This is a genomic window from Streptomyces sp. HUAS 15-9, from assembly GCF_025642155.1.
Lineage (GTDB): Bacteria > Actinomycetota > Actinomycetes > Streptomycetales > Streptomycetaceae > Streptomyces.
Window position 1 is genome coordinate 1,295,572 of record NZ_CP106798.1, and the last position, 16,939, is coordinate 1,312,510.

The window sequence follows — 16,939 nt, forward strand, 5'->3', positions numbered from 1 at the left end:
AGGGAGGTCAGCCATGCCCATCGCGACGGTCAACCCGGCGAACGGCGAGACGCTCAAGACGTACGAGGCCATGGGCGAGGAGGAAATCGAGCGCCGGCTCCAGCTCGCCGAGGCGACGTTCCGCACGTACCGGTTGAGCCCCTTCGTGGACCGTGGGCGCCTTCTTCTCCAGGCCGCCAATCTCCTGGACGAGGACCAGCGGGACATCGGCCGGATCATGACCACCGAGATGGGCAAGCCGGTCAAACAGGCCCGGGCCGAGGCCGCCAAGTGCGCCAGGGCGATGCGCTGGTACGTGGAGCACGCCGAGGCGCTGCTCGCCGACGAGGAACCCGCCGAGTCCGATGTGGCGGACTCCGGGGCGTCCCGGGTGCGGGTGCGCTACCGGCCGCTCGGGCCCGTGCTCGCCGTGATGCCGTGGAACTTCCCGCTGTGGCAGGTGATCCGCTTCGCGGCGCCGGCCCTGATGGCCGGCAACGTGGGTCTGCTCAAGCACGCCTCCAACGTCCCGCAGACCGCCCTGTATCTGGAGGACCTCTTCCACCGGGCCGGCTTCACCGAGGGCTGCTTCCAGACCCTGCTGATCGGCTCCGGCGCGGTCGACGGCATCCTGCGCGACGAGCGCGTCAGGGCGGCGACCCTCACCGGCAGCGAACCGGCGGGGCGGGCCGTCGCGTCCACTGCCGGGGACATGGTCAAGAAGACGGTCCTGGAGCTGGGCGGCAGCGACCCGTTCGTCGTCATGCCGTCCGCCGACATCGACCGGGCGGCCCAGGTCGCGGTGACCGCGCGGGTGCAGAACAACGGGCAGTCCTGCATCGCCGCCAAGCGGTTCATCGTCCACACCGACGTGTACGACGCCTTCGTGGAGCGGTTCGTCGCGGGCATGAAGGCACTCAAGGTCGGCGACCCGATGCAGGAGGACACCGAGGTAGGACCGCTCGCCAGCGAGCAGGGCCGGGCCGACCTGGAGGAACTGGTCGACGACGCGAAGCGCAGCGGGGCGGCCGTGCTGTGCGGCGGGCAGCGCCCGAACTGGCCCGGCTGGTACTACCTGCCGACCGTCCTCGCCGGGATCACCCGAGAGATGCGGATCCATCGCGAAGAGGCGTTCGGGCCGGTCGCCACGCTGTACCGGGCCGACGACCTGGACGAGGCCGTGCTGATCGCCAACGACTCGCCGTTCGGCCTGAGTTCGAATGTGTGGACGCATGACGCGGCCGAGACGGAGCGGTTCGCACGGGATCTGGAGGCGGGTGCCGTGTATGTGAACGGGATGACCGCGTCCCATCCGGCGTTTCCGTTCGGCGGCGTCAAGCGGTCCGGGTACGGGCGTGAGCTGTCCGGGCACGGGATCCGCGAGTTCTGCAACATCACCACTGTTTGGCAGGGTGCGTGACGTTTCCGCGGCTACGATCCCGTCTGTGAACCGCGAAGTGACTCTGCCTCTGATCGTCGACGACCGCGGTACCTTGCAGGTGGCCGCGGCCGACGTGAGCAAGCTGCTCCGCACGGTGGGCGGACGGTGGCTGCACCTTGTCGAGGCCGGGCAGGAGGGGCTGGACGAGAACACCGTCGCCACGCTGACCATCGAGCTCGCGAAGCTCGCCGACCGTATCGACGTGGCGTGCATCGCGCACAGCAGTGGGGCGCCGTAGGGGCTGGGTCCGGTGTGTGGGTGCGGGTTCACGGTGGCCGGTCGCGCCGCCGGCGATCGACGGGAGGGGCCGGTCGGGTGACCGGGAGTTCTCAGGCGCCCCTTACCCGTTGTCCCCGATTCGGAGTAATCCGGCGCGAGATCGTCGCCCCGTCGGGTGAACCTGGGTGGACCACCTTCTGACCGGCGGGCGAAGGCCTGCCGGAAGGCGAAAGCAGGGACGGCTCATGGCTACTTTGTGCAGACCCTCGGTGTCCGTACCAGAACACGTGATCACGATGGAGGACACGCTGGAGCTGGCGCGCGAGCGTCATGCGGACAACCCCCAGCTCCCGCTGGCCCTCCGGCTGATCGAGAACACTGGCGTCCGCACCCGGCACATCGTCCAGCCCATCGAGGAGACCCTGAAGCATCCCGGCTTCCAGGAGCGCAACAAGCTGTACGAGAGCGAGGCGAAGGCCCGGGTCCCCGCGGTGATCCAGCGGGCGCTCGACGACGCCGAACTCCTGACCTCTGACATCGATGTCATCATCTACGTGTCGTGCACGGGCTTCATGATGCCCTCGCTGACCGCGTGGCTGATCAACGAGATGGACTTCCCGAGCACCACCCGGCAGCTGCCGATAGCCCAGCTGGGCTGCGCGGCCGGCGGTGCGGCCATCAACCGGGCGCACGACTTCTGCACGGCCTACCCCGAGGCCAACGCACTCATCGTGGCCTGCGAGTTCTGCTCGCTGTGCTACCAGCCCACCGACATCGGCGTCGGCTCGCTGCTCTCCAACGGTCTGTTCGGCGACGGCATCGCCGCGGCCGTGGTGCGCGGCAGCGGCGGCACGGGCGTGAGGCTCGAGCGCAACGGCTCGTACCTGATCCCCAAGACCGAGGACTGGATCATGTACGACGTCCGGGCCACCGGGTTCCACTTCCTGCTGGACAAGCGGGTGCCCGCCACCATGGAGCCGCTCGCCCCGGCGCTCCAGGACCTGGCGGGCGAGCACGGCTGGGACGCCTCCGACCTGGACTTCTACATCATCCACGCGGGCGGGCCCCGAATACTCGACGACCTCAGCAAGTTCCTGCAGGTCGACCCGCACGCGTTCCGGTTCAGCCGGGCCACGCTCACCGAGTACGGCAACATCGCCAGCGCCGTCGTGCTGGACGCGCTGCGCCGGCTGTTCGACGAGGGCGGCGCCGCCGAGCGGGCGCGCGGGCTGCTCGCCGGGTTCGGTCCCGGCATCACCGCCGAGATGACCGTGGGCCGCTGGGTCGGCACGGGCGAAGAGACGCGATGATCGACGAGACGCTCGCCGAGGTCCCGCCGCCGGTCCGGCACTGGCCGGCGGCCGACCTGGCCGGGGTGACGTTCGATCCCGTGCTGACCGAGCTGATGCGCGAAGGCCCGGTCGGCCGGATCGAACTGCCCAACGGCGAGGGCTGGGCCTGGCTGCTCACCCGCCAAGACGACGTGCGCATGGTGACCGACGACCCCCGGTTCAGCCGCGAGGCGGTCGTGGACCACCCGGTCACCCGGCTCGCCCCGCACTTCATCCCGACCCGTGGCGCGGTCGGCTTCCTGGATCCGCCGGACCACACCCGGCTGCGCCGCGCGGTCGCGCCCGCGTTCACCGCGAAGGGTGTGGCACGGCTCCGCGAGAAGTCCCAGGTCCTGCTGGACGAACTGGTCGACGAACTCCTCCAGGACGGACCGCCCGCCGACCTCACCGGTGCGGTGCTCGGTCCCTTCCCCGTCGCGGTGATCTGCGAGCTGATGGGCGTCCCGGCGGCCGACCGGCACAGCATGCACACCTGGACCCGGCTCGTCCTGTCCTCCTCGCGGGGCAAGCAGGTCAGCGAGCGGGCCAGGAACGAGATGAGCGCCTACTTCCGCAACCTCATCCACCGGCGCGAGAACAGTTCGGCCGAGGACGTCACTTCACTGCTCGGCGCCGCCGTGGGCCGCGGCGAGGTCACGCCGGAGGAGGCCACGGGGCTCGCGGTGCTGCTGCAGATCGGCGGCGAGGCGGTCACCGACAACAGCGGGCAGCTGTTCTACCTGCTGATGATCCGGCCCGATCTCGTGGCACAGCTGCGCACCCGGCCGGAGATCAGACCGAGGGCGATCGACGAGCTGCTGCAGTACCTCCCGCACCGCAACGCGGTCGGGCTGTCCCGGATCGCCACGCAGGACGTGGAGATCAGGGGCGTGCGGATCCGGGCGGGCGACCCGGTGTACGTCTCCTATCTGGCCGCCAACCGCGACCCGGAGGTCTTCCCGGACCCGGAGACGATCGCCTTCTCCCGCAGCCCCAACCCGCATCTGACGTTCGGCTTCGGCCCGCACTACTGCCCCGGCGCCCAGCTCGCCCGGCTGGAGTCCGAGCTGCTGGTCGACACGCTGCTGGACCGGGTGCCCGGGCTGCGGCCGGCTGTGCCGCCCGACCAGGTGCCCTTCAAGAAGGGCGCGTTGATCCGTGGGCCCGAGGCCCTTCCCGTGACGTGGTGATTGGCGATGACGACGACCGAAGGACTGGCGGTACCCGAAGGACCCACGACCCGTGCGGACGCGACGCCCGAGCAGACGGCGCAGTCCGAGGGGCTGCTCGTGCCTCCGGGGCACGGCCGCGTCGTGCACACGCCCGCCCAGCGCGTGACATTCAAGGTGACCGGCACGCACTCGCGGACGGCCTCCACCTTCGAGGTGGAGGTCCCTCCCGGCTTCGACGTCGGCGCCCATGTGCACACACGTAGCGAGGAGCTGTTCTACGTGCTGGACGGTGAGCTCGATGTGCTCGCCTTCGAGCCACGCATCCGTACCCCCGACAACTGGCAGAAGTGGGAGTCGAGTTCGGGCAACCGCGTGGTCCGGGCCGCCCCCGGCACACTCATCGTCGTACCCCCCGGCTGCCCCCATGCCTTCGCCAACCCGACCGACACCCCCACGAAGGTGTTCTTCCAGGCGTCCCCGCCCCCGGATCACGAGCGCTACTTCGAGGAGCTGCTGGAGATCCTGGGGAGCGGGGGGCCACCGGACCACGAGGCGATCGAGGACCTGCGCAGGCGCTACGACATCGAACAGCTCACGCCTCTGAGGCACCGGTGACCGCCTCTGCCGGAACCGCCGGCCGCCGCTACCGGATCGGCATCCCCGACAGGGTACGGGCGATCACCAGCCGCTGGATCTCACTCGTCCCTTCGAAGATCGTGTAGATCGCGGCGTCCCGGTGCATCCGCTCGACCGGGTACTCCCGCGTGTACCCGTTGCCGCCCAGGATCTGAATCGCCTGGGCGGTGACCTTCTTCGCGGTCTCGCTGGCGAACAGCTTGGACATCGAGCCCTCGGCCGCGGTGAACGGCTTCCCGTTGACCGCCATCCAGGAGGCACGCCACACGAGAAGACGCGCGGCGTCGATCTGCGTGCGCATGTCCGCGAGCTGGAAGGCGACACCCTGGTTGTCGATGACCGGCCGCCCGAACTGCTCACGGGTCATGGCGTAGTCGAGGGCCACCTCGTACGCCGCACGGGCCGTGCCGACGGCCATCGCGCCGACCGCAGGGCGTGAGGCCTCGAACGTGGCCATCGCCGCGTTCTTCACCCGCTCGCCGCCCGCCTTGGCCCGCTCACGGGCCCGCGCGAGCCGCTCGTCCAGCTTCTCCTTGCCGCCGAGCAGGCAGGAGCCGGGGACGCGGACGTTCTCCAGGACGACCTCGGCGGTGTGCGAGGCGCGGATGCCGTGCTTCTTGAACTTCTGGCCCTGGGACAGGCCGGGCGTGTTCGGCGGGATGATGAAGGACGCGTGGCCCTTGGAGCCGAGGTGGGGGTCGACCACGGCGACGACGACGTGGACGTTGGCGATGCCGCCGTTGGTCGCCCAGGTCTTCGTACCGTTGATCACCCACTCGTCCTTGGCCTCGTCGTACACGGCACGCGTCCGCATGGAACCGACGTCGGAGCCGGCGTCGGGCTCGGAGGAGCAGAAGGCCGCGACCTTGACGTCATCGGGGTCGCCGTACATCTGGGGGATCCAGGTGCCGATCTGCTCCTCGGTGCCGTTGGCGAGGACGCCCACGGCGGCGAGACCGGTGCCGACGATCGAGAGCGCGATGCCCGCGTCGCCCCAGAACAGCTCCTCCATGGCCATCGGGATGCCGAGCCCGGTGGGGTCGAAGTACTGCTGGGCGTAGAAGTCGAGGGAGTAGATACCGACCTTGGCGGCCTCCTGGATGACCGGCCAGGGAGTCTCCTCACGCTCGTCCCATTCGGCGGCCGCGGGGCGGATGACATCGGCGGCGAAACCGTGCAGCCAGTCCCGGACCTCCTTCTGTTCGTCGTTGAGCTCCATGGTGAACTCGGCCATGTCCCCTCCAGCGGCGGTACTTGCATGTTACTAGCGGTAACTTGAGTCTGTTACCGACGGGTAGGAAAAGTCAACTCCCGATGACCTGTCGGCATCCCGTTCGATGTCAGGAACGCGGTCAGTGCTAGTTTGCGCAGGCGTCACCGAAACAGCACGGGTGGGGAGAGCTCATGGACACCACACAGCGGACCGATCAGCAGAGGTCCGCCGACCGCCGACGGCGCGAGCTGCTGGAGGCCGCCGACCGAGTGGTGCTGCGCGACGGCCCACAGGCCTCGATGAACGCCATCGCCGCCGAAGCCGGTATCACCAAGCCCATCCTTTACCGCCACTTCGGCGACAAAGGCGGACTTTACGCCGCTCTCGCCAAGCGGCACACCGACGCGCTGCTGGACTCGCTGCGCGCGGCGCTCGACGCCCCCGCCGAGCGGCGCGAGCGGGTCGAGGCCACGCTGGACACCTACCTCGCGGCAATCGAGGCACGGCCCCAGGTCTACCGCTTCCTGATGCACCCCTCGGAGGGCGGCCAGGGCGGCGACCAGGGCTTCGACGTCGGCAAGCACTCCGCGCCGCTGCTGCGCAGGATGGGCGAGGAGCTGGCCCAGGTCATCGAGGACCGGCTGGACCTCGGACCGGGGAGCCAGCAGCTGGCCCGGGTGTGGGGGCACGGGATCGTCGGCATGATGCACGCGGCGGGCGACTGGTGGCTGGGCGAACGGCCCTGCTCCCGCACGGAATTGGTGAAGAGCCTGGCCGACCTGCTGTGGGGACGACTGGCGGCGGCGGGGGACAAGATGGGCGGCCCGGGGTTCTGACCCTCACCGGTGCCAGGAGGCCCGGCGCACCTGCCTCATCAGCCGGCGGTGGCGCAGGCCGGTGAGGCGATCCGCGTACACCTCGCCCTCGAGGTGGTCGCACTCGTGCTGCAGACACCTGGCGAAGAACCCCGTCCCATGAACGGTGACCGGCTCCCCGGTCACCGAGAAGCCCTCGACGACCGCATGGTCGTAGCGCTCGGTCGCCGCCTCCAGTCCCGGCAGGGACAGACAGCCCTCCGGCCCCCGGATCACCACACCGTCCGCCTCCACCAGCCGCGGGTTCACCACATGTCCGAGATGTCGCACATCCTCGTCGTCCGGGCAGTCGTACACGAACACCCGCAAGGACTCCCCCACCTGATTCGCGGCCAGGCCCACGCCCTGGGCCGCGTACATCGTGGCGAACAAGTCCTCCACCAGCCGGGAGAGTTCGGGACCGAAGTCGGTGACCTCCGCGCAGGGTGCCTGCAGCACCGGGTCGCCGAGCAGGGTCAGAGGCCGGACGCGCCCGCGGGCGCCCGGGATCGAGCCGTGTCGCATGGCGGCAAGGGTACGGTTCCCTCGGCCCGCGACCGCCGCGCAGGCGTGGGCCGGGATTCGGGTGTGCGAATAGATCTCGATAGGCTGAGGCCTACGCCACGTTGCCGATCGGCTGAGGCGCGGCGCGTACGCAAGGAGGATCGAGGACTGATGGCAGGCAACTCGGACCCGCTCACGCCGCGGGCCAAGCTCGCCGTGACCGCGGGCAAGGCGGTCGCGGCGGCGTCCCGCGCCGCGGGGCGCGGCAGCGGATCGGTGATCGGCGGCCGGGTGGCACTCAAACTCGACCCCGACCTGCTCGGCCGGCTCGCCCAGAACCTGGACTGCGTCCTCGTCTCGGCGACCAACGGCAAGACCACGACCACCCGTCTCATCGCCGAGGCGCTGGGCGCCGCCGGCCCGGTCGTCTCGAACGCGCTCGGCGCCAACATGCCGGCCGGTATCACCTCGGCGCTCGCCGGCGGCTCGGACGCGAAGTTCGGCGTGATCGAGGTCGACGAGAAGTACCTCGCGGGCGTCGCCCGTGACACCTCGCCGAAGTGCATCGCGCTGCTCAACCTCTCCCGCGACCAGCTGGACCGCGCGGCCGAGACCCGCATGCTCGCGGAGAACTGGCGCGAGGGCCTGGCCGGCTCCAAGGCCGTGATCGTCGCCAACTGCGACGACCCGCTGGTGGTGTGGGCCGCCTCCTCCTCCCCCAATGTGATCTGGGTCGCGGCCGGCCAGATGTGGAAGGACGACGCCTGGTCCTGCCCGTCCTGCGGCGGCGTGATGCAGCGCCCCGGCGACGACTGGTACTGCGGCGAGTGCGGCTTCCGCCGTCCGGCGCCGAGCTGGGCGCTGTCCGGCGATCACGTCCTCGACCCGCACGGCTCGGCCTGGCCGATCCACCTCCAGCTGCCCGGCCGCGCCAACAAGGCCAACGCCGCGAGCTCCGCGGCCGTCGCCGCCGTCTTCGGTGTCCCGCCGCAGGTGGCCCTGGAGCGCATGTACCAGGTGCAGGCGGTCGCCGGCCGCTATGACGTCGTGCAGTACCAGGGCCGCGATCTGCGCCTGCTGCTGGCGAAGAACCCCGCGGGCTGGCTCGAGACGTTCTCCCTGATCGACCCGCCGCCGGCGCCGGTCGTCCTGTCCGTGAACGCGCGCGGCGCCGACGGCACCGACACCTCCTGGCTGTGGGACGTCGACTACACCCGCCTGACCGGCCACCCGATCTTCGTGATCGGCGACCGGAAGTTGGACCTCGCGGTGCGGCTGGAGGTCGCCAACCAGCACTTCCAGGTCTGCGAGAACATCGACCAGGCCGTCCAGCAGGCGCCGCCGGGCCGGATCGAGGTCATCGCGAACTACACCGCGTTCCAGGACCTGCGCCGGATCGTCGGCAACTGAACAGGGAGGACGATCACTTCATGAGCGACAACCAACTCCGGCTGGTGTGGATCTACCCGGACCTGCTCAGCACCTACGGCGACCAGGGCAACGCGCTCGTCGTGGAGCGACGGGCGCGGCAGCGCGGCCTGGACGTGTCACGGCTCGACGTGCGCAGCGACCAGCCGATCCCGACCTCCGGTGACATCTATCTGATCGGCGGCGGCGAGGACCGGCCCCAGCGGCTCGCGGCCGAGCGGCTGCGGCGCGACGGCCATCTGTACCGGGCGGTGGAGAACGGCGCGATCGTCTTCTCCGTCTGCGCCGGCTACCAGATCCTCGGCCACGAGTTCATCAACGACCTCGGGCAGCGCGAGCCGGGCCTCGGTCTGCTCGACGTGGTGTCGGTGCGCGGCGAGGGCGAGCGGTGCGTCGGCGATGTCCTCGCGGACATCGACCCGCAGCTCGGCCTGCCCCAGCTGACCGGTTTCGAGAACCACCAGGGCGTCACCCGCATCGGACCCATGGCCCGCCCCTTCGCCCAGGTCCGCAAGGGCCGGGGCAACGGCACCGGGGACGGCACGGAGGGCGCGTACAACGGCACCGTCTTCGGCACGTACATGCACGGGCCGGTCCTCGCCCGCAATCCGCAGATCGCCGACCTGCTGCTGAAGCTGGCTCTCGACGTCAACGCGCTGCCGCCGACCGACGACCGCTGGTACGAGGCGCTCCGCAACGAGCGCATCGCGGCTGCGCAGCAGCCTGCGTAGGTACCGCTGCGCAGCAGCCTGCGTGACCGCTGGGTGATCGTTGCGTTCCAGAGGTACTGAAGGCACCTTTTAGTGCCCTCCGGCATGGTCGTCACAGGGCCCGCCTGACAGGCCGTCCGCTCACATGTGCGGGCGCGTCCAGCAGGCGGACGCCCGCTACGGAGCCACCCCCAGACGCCGGTAGGGTGACCGGGTTCCAACCGGACAGCGCGGTCCGGTCCCCGGCCCACGTTGAGAAGGTATTTCGGGCTATGCGCATTGGTGTCCTCACGTCCGGCGGCGACTGCCCCGGCCTGAACGCCGTCATCCGGTCCGTCGTGCACCGTGCCGTCGCCGACCACGGCGACGAGGTCATCGGTTTCCGGGACGGCTGGAAAGGCCTCCTGGAGTGCGACTACCTCAAGCTGGACCTGGACGCCGTGGGCGGCATCCTGGCCCGCGGCGGCACCATCCTCGGTTCCTCCCGGGTCCGTCCCGAGCATCTGCGGGACGGCGTGGCCCGGGCCAAGGGCCACCTCCAGGACCTGGGCCTGGACGCGATCATCCCGATCGGCGGCGAGGGCACGCTGAAGGCGGCCCGGCTGCTGTCGGACAACGGCCTGCCCATCGTGGGCGTGCCGAAGACCATCGACAACGACATCGCGGTCACGGACGTCACCTTCGGCTTCGACACGGCCGTGGGCGTCGCCACCGAGGCCCTGGACCGGCTGAAGACCACCGCCGAGTCCCACCAGCGGGTGCTGATCGTGGAGGTCATGGGCCGCCACACCGGCTGGATCGCGCTGCACTCCGGCATGGCGGCCGGCGCCCACGCCATCGTCGTACCGGAACGCCCCTTCGACATCGAGGAACTGGCGAAGCGGGTCGGCGACCGGTTCGAGGCGGGCAAGCGGTTCGCCATCGTCGTCGCCGCGGAGGGGGCCAAGCCGAAGGCCGGCAGCATGGAGTTCGACGAGGGCGGCAAGGACGTCTACGGCCACGAGCGCTTCGCCGGGATCGCCCGCCAGCTCTCCGTCGAACTGGAGGAGCGGCTGGGCAAGGAGGCGCGGCCGGTCATCCTCGGCCATGTGCAGCGCGGCGGGACGCCGACGGCGTACGACCGTGTGCTGGCGACGCGCTTCGGCTGGCATGCGGTGGAGGCCGTGCACCGGGGGGAGTTCGGCCACATGACCGCGCTGCGGGGCACCGACATCGTGATGGTGCCGCTGGCGGAGGCCGTGGAGACGCTGAAGACGGTTCCTCAGGAGCGGTACGAAGAGGCCGAGTGCGTTCTGTAGGCCGGTAGGCCGCCTGTGCGCGAAACCGCCCCCGGTCACGGCAGTGACCGGGGGCGGTTCTAGTCTGGGTGCGGACAGACAGCTGTGGACAGACAGCGCACAACCCCCACGAATCAGGAGCCGGCGGATGGATCACAGCGGGCACGGCACGATGACTGATCTGCCGCCGTTCACGCTGGGACGGGGTCTCGAGTGGTCGGCGGACCCGTTCTTCCTCATCGCCTGCCTGCTCGGGCTCGGGCTGTACGGGTGGGGTGTGGTGCGGCTGCGGCGGCGCGGTGACGCGTGGTCGGTCGGGCGGACCGTGTCGTACGCCGTCGGTGTGCTGACCATCATGCTGATGATGTGCACCGGACTGAACGACTACGGCATGGTGATGTTCAGCGTGCACATGGTGCAGCACATGGTGATCAGCATGCTGTCGCCGATCCTGATCCTCCTCGGCGCCCCGGTCACGCTGGCGCTGCGCGCGCTGCCGGTCGCGGGCAGGGGCCGCAAGGGCCCGCGCGAGCTGCTGCTGGCGCTGCTGCACAGCCGCTACATGCGGGTCGTCACGCACCCGGGGTTCACGATCCCGATGTTCATCGCGAGCCTGTACGCGCTGTACTTCACCCCGCTCTTCGACTTCCTGATGGGGTCGAAGGCGGGGCACATCGCGATGATGGTGCACTTCCTGGCCGTGGGCGTGGCGTTCTTCTGGCCGATCATCGGCGTGGACCCGGGCCCGCACCGGCCCGGTCATCTGATGCGGATGCTGGAGCTGTTCGCGGGCATGCCGTTCCACGCCTTCTTCGGAATCGCGTTGATGATGGCGTCGGCCCCGATGGTCGAGACGTTCAAGAACCCGCCCGCCTCGCTCGGCATCGATGCCCTCTCCGACCAGAGCGCGGCCGGCGGCATCGCCTGGGCGTTCAGCGAGATCCCGTCCGTCCTGGTCCTGATCGCGCTGCTGTTCCAGTGGTACGGCTCCGAGCAGCGGCAGGCCAAGCGCAAGGACCGCGCGGCCGACCGGGACGGGGACAAGGAACTCGAGGCGTACAACGCCTATCTGGCCGCGCTGAACGCACGCAAGGGCTGACGCGCCCCGGGCCCCCGGTCCGGTGTACGGGCACTCATTTCGTCGTCCGTGCCGCGCGGAGGCGGAACGGGGGCACCATGGAGGGAGTCGGACCATGAGGAGGGTGTTGCGATGCCCGGTTCTACGAACGGTTCCACGAAGGCGATGGGGGTGCTCACCGTCGGCGGACTCGTCGTGGTGACGGCGTACACGGTGGCGCTGGGGAGCAATGGCTGGCTGTGGTTCGGATGGGTGGTGCTGGGACTGCTCACGCTCGCGATGATCGCCACCCAGAGCACCTGAGACCCCCTCGCAAAGCACCTGGGACTCGCTCGCGGAGCATGTGAGACTCACTCGGCGGTGAGGCGGGCCGCCGAGTGCACCCCCGGCTGGTACTTCGGCAGCCGGGCGGTGATCTTCATGCCCGCTCCGGCCGCGGTCTCGATGACGAGGCCGTGGTCGTCGCCGTACACCTGGCGGAGCCGGTCGTCGACGTTGGACAGGCCGATGCCGCCGGAGGGGCTGATCTCACCTGCGAGGATGCGGCGCAGCAGCTCGGGGTCCATGCCGACGCCGTCGTCCTCGATGACGACGAGTGCCTCGGCGCCGGCGTCCTGCGCGGTGATCTGGATGTGGCAGGCGTCGGACTTGCCTTCCGGCCGTGCTTCACGGCGTTCTCGACGAGGGGCTGCAGACACAGGAACGGCAGGGTGACCGGCAGTACCTCTGGCGCGATCTGCAGGGTGACGGAGAGGCGGTCGCCGAAGCGGGCCCGGACGAGCGCCAGGTAGTGGTCGATGGCGTGGAGTTCGTCGGCGAGGGTGGTGAAGTCGCCGTGCCTGCGGAACGAGTAGCGGGTGAAGTCGGCGAACTCCAGCAGGAGTTCGCGGGCCCGCTCGGGGTCGGTGCGGACGAACGAGGCGATCACCGCGAGCGAGTTGAACACGAAGTGCGGGGATATCTGGGCCCGCAGCGCCTTGATCTCGGCCTCGATGAGCTTCGTCCGGGACTGGTCGAGGTCGGCGAGCTCCAGCTGGACGCTCACCCAGCGGGCCACCTCGCCGGCCGCGCGTACCAGCACGGCGGACTCGCGCGGCGCGCAGGCGACGAGCGCGCCGCGCACCCGGTCGTCGACGGTGAGCGGGGCGACCACGGCCCAGCGGGCCGGGCAGTCGGGGGTCTCGCAGCTCAGCCGGAAGGCCTCGCCGCGGCCGCTCTCCAGGGGTCCGGCCAGCCGTTCCATGATCTCGGTGCGGTGGTGGCCGCCCACTCCGTCCCAGACCAGCACCTGCGCCCCGTCGGTGAGGCACAGCGCGTCCGTGCCGAGCAGTGAGCGCAGTCTGCGGGCGGATCTGCGCGCGGTCTCCTCCGTGAGGCCGGCCCGCAGCGGGGGCGCGGCGAGCGAGGCGGTGTGCAGGGTCTGGAAGGTGGCGTGTTCCACGGGCGTGCCGAGGTCACCGAGGCTCTCCGGCCGTGCCGTGCGCCGCCCGAGCCAGAAGCCGGCGGCCAGCAGCGGGAGCACGGCGACACACAGGCCCGCGAGGAAGCCGTTCACGCCTTGGCCTCCGCCCGCAGTTCCTCGGGCAGGTGGAACCGCGCCAGGATCGCCGCCGTCCCGGCCGGCACCCGTGCCGCGGTGGCCAGGGACACCAGCATCATGGTGAGGAAGCCCAGCGGGACCGACCACAGCGCGGGCCAGGCGAGCAGGGCGTGCAGCGGGCCGGTGCCGGGGAAGCCCGCCATGGTGACGGCCACGGCGAGGAACGCGGAGCCGCCGCCGACGAGCATGCCCGCGGCGGCGCCGGGCGGGGTCAGCCGCCGCCACCAGATGCCGAGGACGAGCAGCGGGCAGAAGGAGGAGGCCGAGACGGCGAAGGCCAGCCCGACCGCGTCCGCGACCGGCAGACCGCCGACGAGCACGCTCGCGGCCAGCGGTACGGCCATGGCGAGCACGGTGCCGAGCCGGAAGTGCCGCACCCCGCGCGAGGGGAGGACGTCCTGGGTGAGCACTCCGGCGACCGCCATGGTCAGCCCGGAGGCGGTGGACAGGAACGCGGCGAAGGCACCGCCGGCCACCAGCGCACCGAGCAGGTCACCGCCGAGTCCGCCGATCATCCGGTCGGGCAGCAGGAGCACGGCGGCGTCGGCGTCGCCGGTGATCGTGAGTTCGGGGGCGTAGATCCTGCCCAGGGCGCCGTACACGGGCGGGAGCAGATAGAAGCCGCCGATCAGCGCCAGCACGGCCACCGTGGTGCGGCGGGCGGCGACGCCGTGCGGGCTGGTGTAGAAGCGGACGACGACGTGCGGCAGGCCCATGGTGCCGAGGAAGGTGGCGAGGATGAGTCCGTAGGTGGCGTACAGCGGGCGTTCCTGGCGGCTCTCGGCGAGCGAGGTGGACATGCCGCCGTTGGTGCCGCGGCCGGCCAGGGGGACGGGGGTGCCCCGGGCGAAGGTCAGCCGGGTGCCAGCGGCGATGCGGTGGGTGCCCTCGGGGAGGGTGAGCCGGGTGTCTTCGTGCGGCCGGCCGTCGACCGTGCCGGTCACCGTGGCGGTGAGCGGGCGGTGGAGTTCGAGGTCGAGGGTGTCCTGGACGCGGACGGTGCGCTGCTCTCGGAAGGCCGCCGGTTCGTCGAAGGCGTGGTGGGGTGCGCCGTCGCTCTGCCAGGCGAGGACCAGGAAGAGGGCCGGGACGAGGAGGGCGGTGAGCTTGAGCCAGTACTGGAAGGCCTGTACGAAGGTGATGCTGCGCATGCCGCCCGCGGCGACGGTCGCCACGACGACCACGGCCACGATGAGTCCGCCGAGTGCGGCGGGCGCGCCGGTGAGCACCGTCAGGGTGAGCCCGGCGCCCTGGAGCTGGGGCAGCAGATAGAGCCAGCCGACCCCGACGACGAAGGCCCCCGCGAGCCGCCGCACCGCCTGCGAGGCGAGCCGGGCCTCCGCGAAGTCGGGCAGGGTGTAGGCGCCGGAGCGGCGCAGCGGGGCGGCGACGAACAGAAGCAGTACCAGATAGCCGGCGGTGTAGCCGACCGGGTACCAGAGCATGTCCGGACCCTGGACCAGGACGAGTCCCGCGATGCCCAGGAAGGAGGCGGCGGACAGGTATTCGCCGCTGATGGCGGCCGCGTTGAGACGGGGGCCGACGGTGCGCGAGGCGACGTAGAAGTCGGAGGTGGTGCGCGAGACCCGCAGGCCGAAGGCGCCGACGAGGACGGTCGCCACGACGACCAGGGCGACGGCGGGTACCGCGTAGCTCGAGTTCATCGGTCCTCGACCAGGCGGACGAGGTCCCGTTCGTTGCGTTCGGCGCGGCGCACGTACCAGCGGGCCAGCAGGATCAGCGGGGCGTACAGGCAGAAGCCGAGCACCAGCCATTCGAGGCGGCGGCGGTCGGGGGCGGCCGCGAAGACCAGCGGGAGCGGGCCGATGAGCAGCACGAGGACCGCGAACACCGCGAGGGCGGCGCGCAGTTGGGTGCGCATCAGTGAGCGGACGTAGGTGTGGCCGAGGGTGGTCTGCTCGTCGATCTCGGTGCGCGGCCGGTCGTGGCCGGAGGTCCGTCGGATGCGGCGGGGCGGTCCGGTGACGACGACTCGGCGTTCGGTGGGCTCCATGGCGGCCTCCCTATCCCGTGGTCCGGCGCATCAGCAGGTCCCTCAGTTCGCGCGTGTGCCGGCGGCTGACCTGGAGTTCCTCGGTGCCGATCAGGACGCTCACCGTGCCCGCGTCCAGGCGCAGTTCGCCGATGTGGCGCAGGGCGACGAGGTGGCGGCGGTGGATGCGGACGAAGCCGCGCGAGCGCCAGCGGTCCTCCAGGGTGGACAGCGGGATGCGGACGAGGTGGCTGCCGCGGTCGGTGTGCAGCCGGGCGTAGTCGCCCTGGGCCTCGACGTGGGTGATGTCGTCGACGGCGACGAAGCGGGTCACGCCGCCGAGTTCCACGGCTATGTGGTCGGGGTCGGGTTCGTGGACGGTGATCCGCGGGGCGGCTCCGCGCAGTTCGGCGGCCCGGCGTACGGCCTCCGCGAGGCGTTCCTTGCGTACGGGTTTGAGGATGTAGTCGACGGCCTTGAGGTCGAAGGCGCGTACGGCGAAGTCCTCGTGCGCGGTGACGAAGACGACGAGCGGCGGGCGGGCGAAGCCGGTGAGCAGCCGGGCCATCTCCAGGCCGTCCAGACCGGGCATCTGGATGTCGAGGAAGACGATGTCGATGGCCTCGGGGCCGTGCGGTCCGGACTCCAGGGCGCGGGTGATGCGGCGCAGCGCCTCGGTCGCGTCGCCGGCGCCCTCGACGCTGCTGATGCGCGGGTCGGCGCGCAGCAGGTAGAGGAGTTCCTCCAGCGAGGGGCGTTCGTCGTCGACGGCGAGGGCGCGCAGCATGAACGTGGAGTGTAGGAGCAATCCGTACGACGGGACATGTGCCGGGCATGGACGTTCGCGCTGGATACAGTGCCGACATGAACAGCACGACCGCCGCGTTCGACGAGCTCGACCGGAAGATCACCACAGCGCTGATGGCGAACGCCAGGACGAGCTTCGCCGAGATCGGGGCGGCCGTCGGCCTGTCGGCGACCGCCGTCAAACGGCGCGTCGACCGGCTCCGCGAGACGGGTGTGATCACCGGGTACACGGCGACGGTGAAGCCGGCGGCGCTCGGCTGGCGCACCGAGGCGTACGTCGAGGTGTACTGCGAGGGCGCGGCCCCGCCCCGGCGCCTCGCGGAGGTGGTCCGCAACTATCCGGAGATCACGGCCGCGATGACGGTGACCGGCGGCGCGGACGCTCTGCTGCACGTGCGGGCGCGGGATGTGGAGCACTTCGAGGAGGTGCTGGAGCGGATCCGGGTGGAGCCGTTCATCCGGAAGACGATCAGCGTGATGGTCCTCTCCCACCTGCTGCCGGAGAGCCCGGAGGCGGGCGCCACCCACGCGGTTCCGGAGTAGCCGTCGCGGCACGCAGCAGTCCTGCGTCACGACTGGACACAACGCAGCATTCTTGCGCACATACGCAGCTGTCGTTTCTTGTCGTCCTTCCCCGTCACTTCCTACCGTGGTGTCACCCCCAATCCACACCGCAGGAAAGCGGAGGAACACCTCT

The 16,939-nt window shown here is 70.7% G+C and carries 17 protein-coding genes and 1 pseudogene; 12 read left to right on the top strand and 6 right to left on the bottom strand.

What is annotated here, in order from left to right:
- The first annotated feature begins 13 nt into the window (after positions 1-13).
- The 5 genes from N8I87_RS05830 to N8I87_RS05850 all read left to right on the top strand — a co-directional run bounded on the left by N8I87_RS05830 (position 14) and on the right by N8I87_RS05850 (position 4,757).
- Entirely contained in the window at positions 14-1,399 is a 1,386-nt protein-coding gene (locus N8I87_RS05830) for an NADP-dependent succinic semialdehyde dehydrogenase (RefSeq protein WP_263206109.1), read from the top strand.
- A 25-nt stretch (positions 1,400-1,424) separates the two neighbouring features.
- Complete coding sequence (locus N8I87_RS05835) at positions 1,425-1,658, top strand: DUF6213 family protein (protein ID WP_263206111.1); 234 nt, start codon at positions 1,425-1,427, stop codon at positions 1,656-1,658.
- 226 nt (positions 1,659-1,884) lie between these two features.
- Positions 1,885-2,949 carry a type III polyketide synthase gene (locus N8I87_RS05840; RefSeq protein WP_263206112.1) on the top strand — a complete coding sequence of 355 codons (1,065 nt, stop codon included), beginning with the start codon at positions 1,885-1,887 and terminating at the stop codon, positions 2,947-2,949.
- On the top strand, positions 2,946-4,160 hold the full coding sequence (locus tag N8I87_RS05845) for a cytochrome P450 (protein ID WP_263206114.1): 1,215 nt from the start codon (positions 2,946-2,948) through the stop codon (positions 4,158-4,160). Before N8I87_RS05840 ends, N8I87_RS05845 begins: the two co-directional genes overlap by 4 nt.
- A gap of 6 nt (positions 4,161-4,166) precedes the next feature.
- Positions 4,167-4,757 carry a cupin domain-containing protein gene (locus N8I87_RS05850; protein ID WP_411577198.1) on the top strand — a complete coding sequence of 197 codons (591 nt, stop codon included), beginning with the start codon at positions 4,167-4,169 and terminating at the stop codon, positions 4,755-4,757.
- A 28-nt stretch (positions 4,758-4,785) separates the two neighbouring features.
- Here N8I87_RS05850 and N8I87_RS05855 read toward each other — a convergent pair whose 3' ends face one another.
- Positions 4,786-6,012, bottom strand: a complete 1,227-nt coding sequence (locus N8I87_RS05855; RefSeq protein WP_263206116.1) for an acyl-CoA dehydrogenase family protein — start codon at positions 6,010-6,012, stop codon at positions 4,786-4,788.
- Positions 6,013-6,182: 170 nt separating this feature from the next.
- Between N8I87_RS05855 and N8I87_RS05860 the strand changes: the two genes are divergently transcribed.
- A complete protein-coding gene (locus N8I87_RS05860) occupies positions 6,183-6,827 on the top strand; it encodes a TetR/AcrR family transcriptional regulator (RefSeq protein WP_263206117.1) in 645 nt (214 codons plus the stop codon).
- A 3-nt stretch (positions 6,828-6,830) separates the two neighbouring features.
- Here the strand turns inward: N8I87_RS05860 and def are convergent, their stop codons facing one another.
- On the bottom strand, positions 6,831-7,370 hold the full coding sequence (gene def / locus N8I87_RS05865; RefSeq protein WP_263206119.1) for a peptide deformylase: 540 nt from the start codon (positions 7,368-7,370) through the stop codon (positions 6,831-6,833).
- Positions 7,371-7,520: 150 nt separating this feature from the next.
- On the opposite strand from def, the gene N8I87_RS05870 reads away from it, so the two are divergent.
- From N8I87_RS05870 to N8I87_RS05890, 5 genes are all read left to right on the top strand, one after another.
- Positions 7,521-8,759 carry a MurT ligase domain-containing protein gene (locus N8I87_RS05870; protein ID WP_263206121.1) on the top strand — a complete coding sequence of 413 codons (1,239 nt, stop codon included), beginning with the start codon at positions 7,521-7,523 and terminating at the stop codon, positions 8,757-8,759.
- A 20-nt stretch (positions 8,760-8,779) separates the two neighbouring features.
- On the top strand, positions 8,780-9,508 hold the full coding sequence (locus N8I87_RS05875) for a type 1 glutamine amidotransferase (protein WP_263206123.1): 729 nt from the start codon (positions 8,780-8,782) through the stop codon (positions 9,506-9,508).
- Between the two features lie 251 nt (positions 9,509-9,759).
- Positions 9,760-10,785: a 6-phosphofructokinase gene (locus N8I87_RS05880; protein ID WP_263206125.1), complete on the top strand. Its 1,026-nt coding sequence runs from the start codon at positions 9,760-9,762 to the stop codon at positions 10,783-10,785.
- A 127-nt stretch (positions 10,786-10,912) separates the two neighbouring features.
- On the top strand, positions 10,913-11,863 hold the full coding sequence (locus N8I87_RS05885; protein ID WP_263206126.1) for a cytochrome c oxidase assembly protein: 951 nt from the start codon (positions 10,913-10,915) through the stop codon (positions 11,861-11,863).
- Positions 11,864-11,974: 111 nt separating this feature from the next.
- Entirely contained in the window at positions 11,975-12,145 is a 171-nt protein-coding gene (locus tag N8I87_RS05890; RefSeq protein ID WP_263206127.1) for a hypothetical protein, read from the top strand.
- A gap of 47 nt (positions 12,146-12,192) precedes the next feature.
- Here the strand turns inward: N8I87_RS05890 and N8I87_RS05895 are convergent.
- The 4 genes and pseudogenes from N8I87_RS05895 to N8I87_RS05910 form a co-directional block, all read right to left on the bottom strand.
- Positions 12,193-13,397 (bottom strand): annotated as a pseudogene (locus N8I87_RS05895) (sensor histidine kinase).
- Complete coding sequence (locus N8I87_RS05900) at positions 13,394-15,106, bottom strand: sodium/solute symporter (RefSeq protein WP_263206129.1); 1,713 nt, start codon at positions 15,104-15,106, stop codon at positions 13,394-13,396. The pseudogene N8I87_RS05895 and the gene N8I87_RS05900 overlap by 4 nt, the downstream one beginning before the upstream one ends.
- Complete coding sequence (locus tag N8I87_RS05905; protein WP_263206131.1) at positions 15,103-15,456, bottom strand: hypothetical protein; 354 nt, start codon at positions 15,454-15,456, stop codon at positions 15,103-15,105. The genes N8I87_RS05900 and N8I87_RS05905 overlap by 4 nt, the downstream gene beginning before the upstream one ends.
- Before the next feature lie 10 nt (positions 15,457-15,466).
- Positions 15,467-16,222 (bottom strand): LytR/AlgR family response regulator transcription factor, encoded by a 756-nt coding sequence (locus N8I87_RS05910; RefSeq protein WP_263206132.1) that lies wholly within the window; start codon positions 16,220-16,222, stop codon positions 15,467-15,469.
- Positions 16,223-16,299: 77 nt separating this feature from the next.
- Between N8I87_RS05910 and N8I87_RS05915 the strand changes: the two genes are divergently transcribed.
- Positions 16,300-16,785, top strand: coding sequence for an Lrp/AsnC family transcriptional regulator (locus N8I87_RS05915; RefSeq protein ID WP_263206134.1), 486 nt, complete (start codon positions 16,300-16,302; stop codon positions 16,783-16,785).
- Positions 16,786-16,939 lie beyond the last annotated feature (154 nt).

Bases quoted from the DNA above. Each gene is read 5' to 3' on its own strand.
- N8I87_RS05830 (WP_263206109.1), top strand. From the start codon at position 14: ATGCCCATCGCGACGGTCAACCCGGCGAACGGCGAGACGCTCAAGACG.
- N8I87_RS05840 (WP_263206112.1), top strand. From the start codon at position 1,885: ATGGCTACTTTGTGCAGACCCTCGGTGTCCGTACCAGAACACGTGATC.
- N8I87_RS05845 (WP_263206114.1), top strand. From the start codon at position 2,946: ATGATCGACGAGACGCTCGCCGAGGTCCCGCCGCCGGTCCGGCACTGG.
- N8I87_RS05850 (WP_411577198.1), top strand. From the start codon at position 4,167: ATGACGACGACCGAAGGACTGGCGGTACCCGAAGGACCCACGACCCGT.
- N8I87_RS05855 (WP_263206116.1), bottom strand. From the start codon at position 6,012: ATGGCCGAGTTCACCATGGAGCTCAACGACGAACAGAAGGAGGTCCGG.
- N8I87_RS05860 (WP_263206117.1), top strand. From the start codon at position 6,183: ATGGACACCACACAGCGGACCGATCAGCAGAGGTCCGCCGACCGCCGA.
- def (WP_263206119.1), bottom strand. From the start codon at position 7,370: ATGCGACACGGCTCGATCCCGGGCGCCCGCGGGCGCGTCCGGCCTCTG.
- N8I87_RS05870 (WP_263206121.1), top strand. From the start codon at position 7,521: ATGGCAGGCAACTCGGACCCGCTCACGCCGCGGGCCAAGCTCGCCGTG.
- N8I87_RS05875 (WP_263206123.1), top strand. From the start codon at position 8,780: ATGAGCGACAACCAACTCCGGCTGGTGTGGATCTACCCGGACCTGCTC.
- N8I87_RS05880 (WP_263206125.1), top strand. From the start codon at position 9,760: ATGCGCATTGGTGTCCTCACGTCCGGCGGCGACTGCCCCGGCCTGAAC.
- N8I87_RS05885 (WP_263206126.1), top strand. From the start codon at position 10,913: ATGGATCACAGCGGGCACGGCACGATGACTGATCTGCCGCCGTTCACG.
- N8I87_RS05890 (WP_263206127.1), top strand. From the start codon at position 11,975: ATGCCCGGTTCTACGAACGGTTCCACGAAGGCGATGGGGGTGCTCACC.
- N8I87_RS05900 (WP_263206129.1), bottom strand. From the start codon at position 15,106: ATGAACTCGAGCTACGCGGTACCCGCCGTCGCCCTGGTCGTCGTGGCG.
- N8I87_RS05905 (WP_263206131.1), bottom strand. From the start codon at position 15,456: ATGGAGCCCACCGAACGCCGAGTCGTCGTCACCGGACCGCCCCGCCGC.
- N8I87_RS05910 (WP_263206132.1), bottom strand. From the start codon at position 16,222: ATGCTGCGCGCCCTCGCCGTCGACGACGAACGCCCCTCGCTGGAGGAA.
- N8I87_RS05915 (WP_263206134.1), top strand. From the start codon at position 16,300: ATGAACAGCACGACCGCCGCGTTCGACGAGCTCGACCGGAAGATCACC.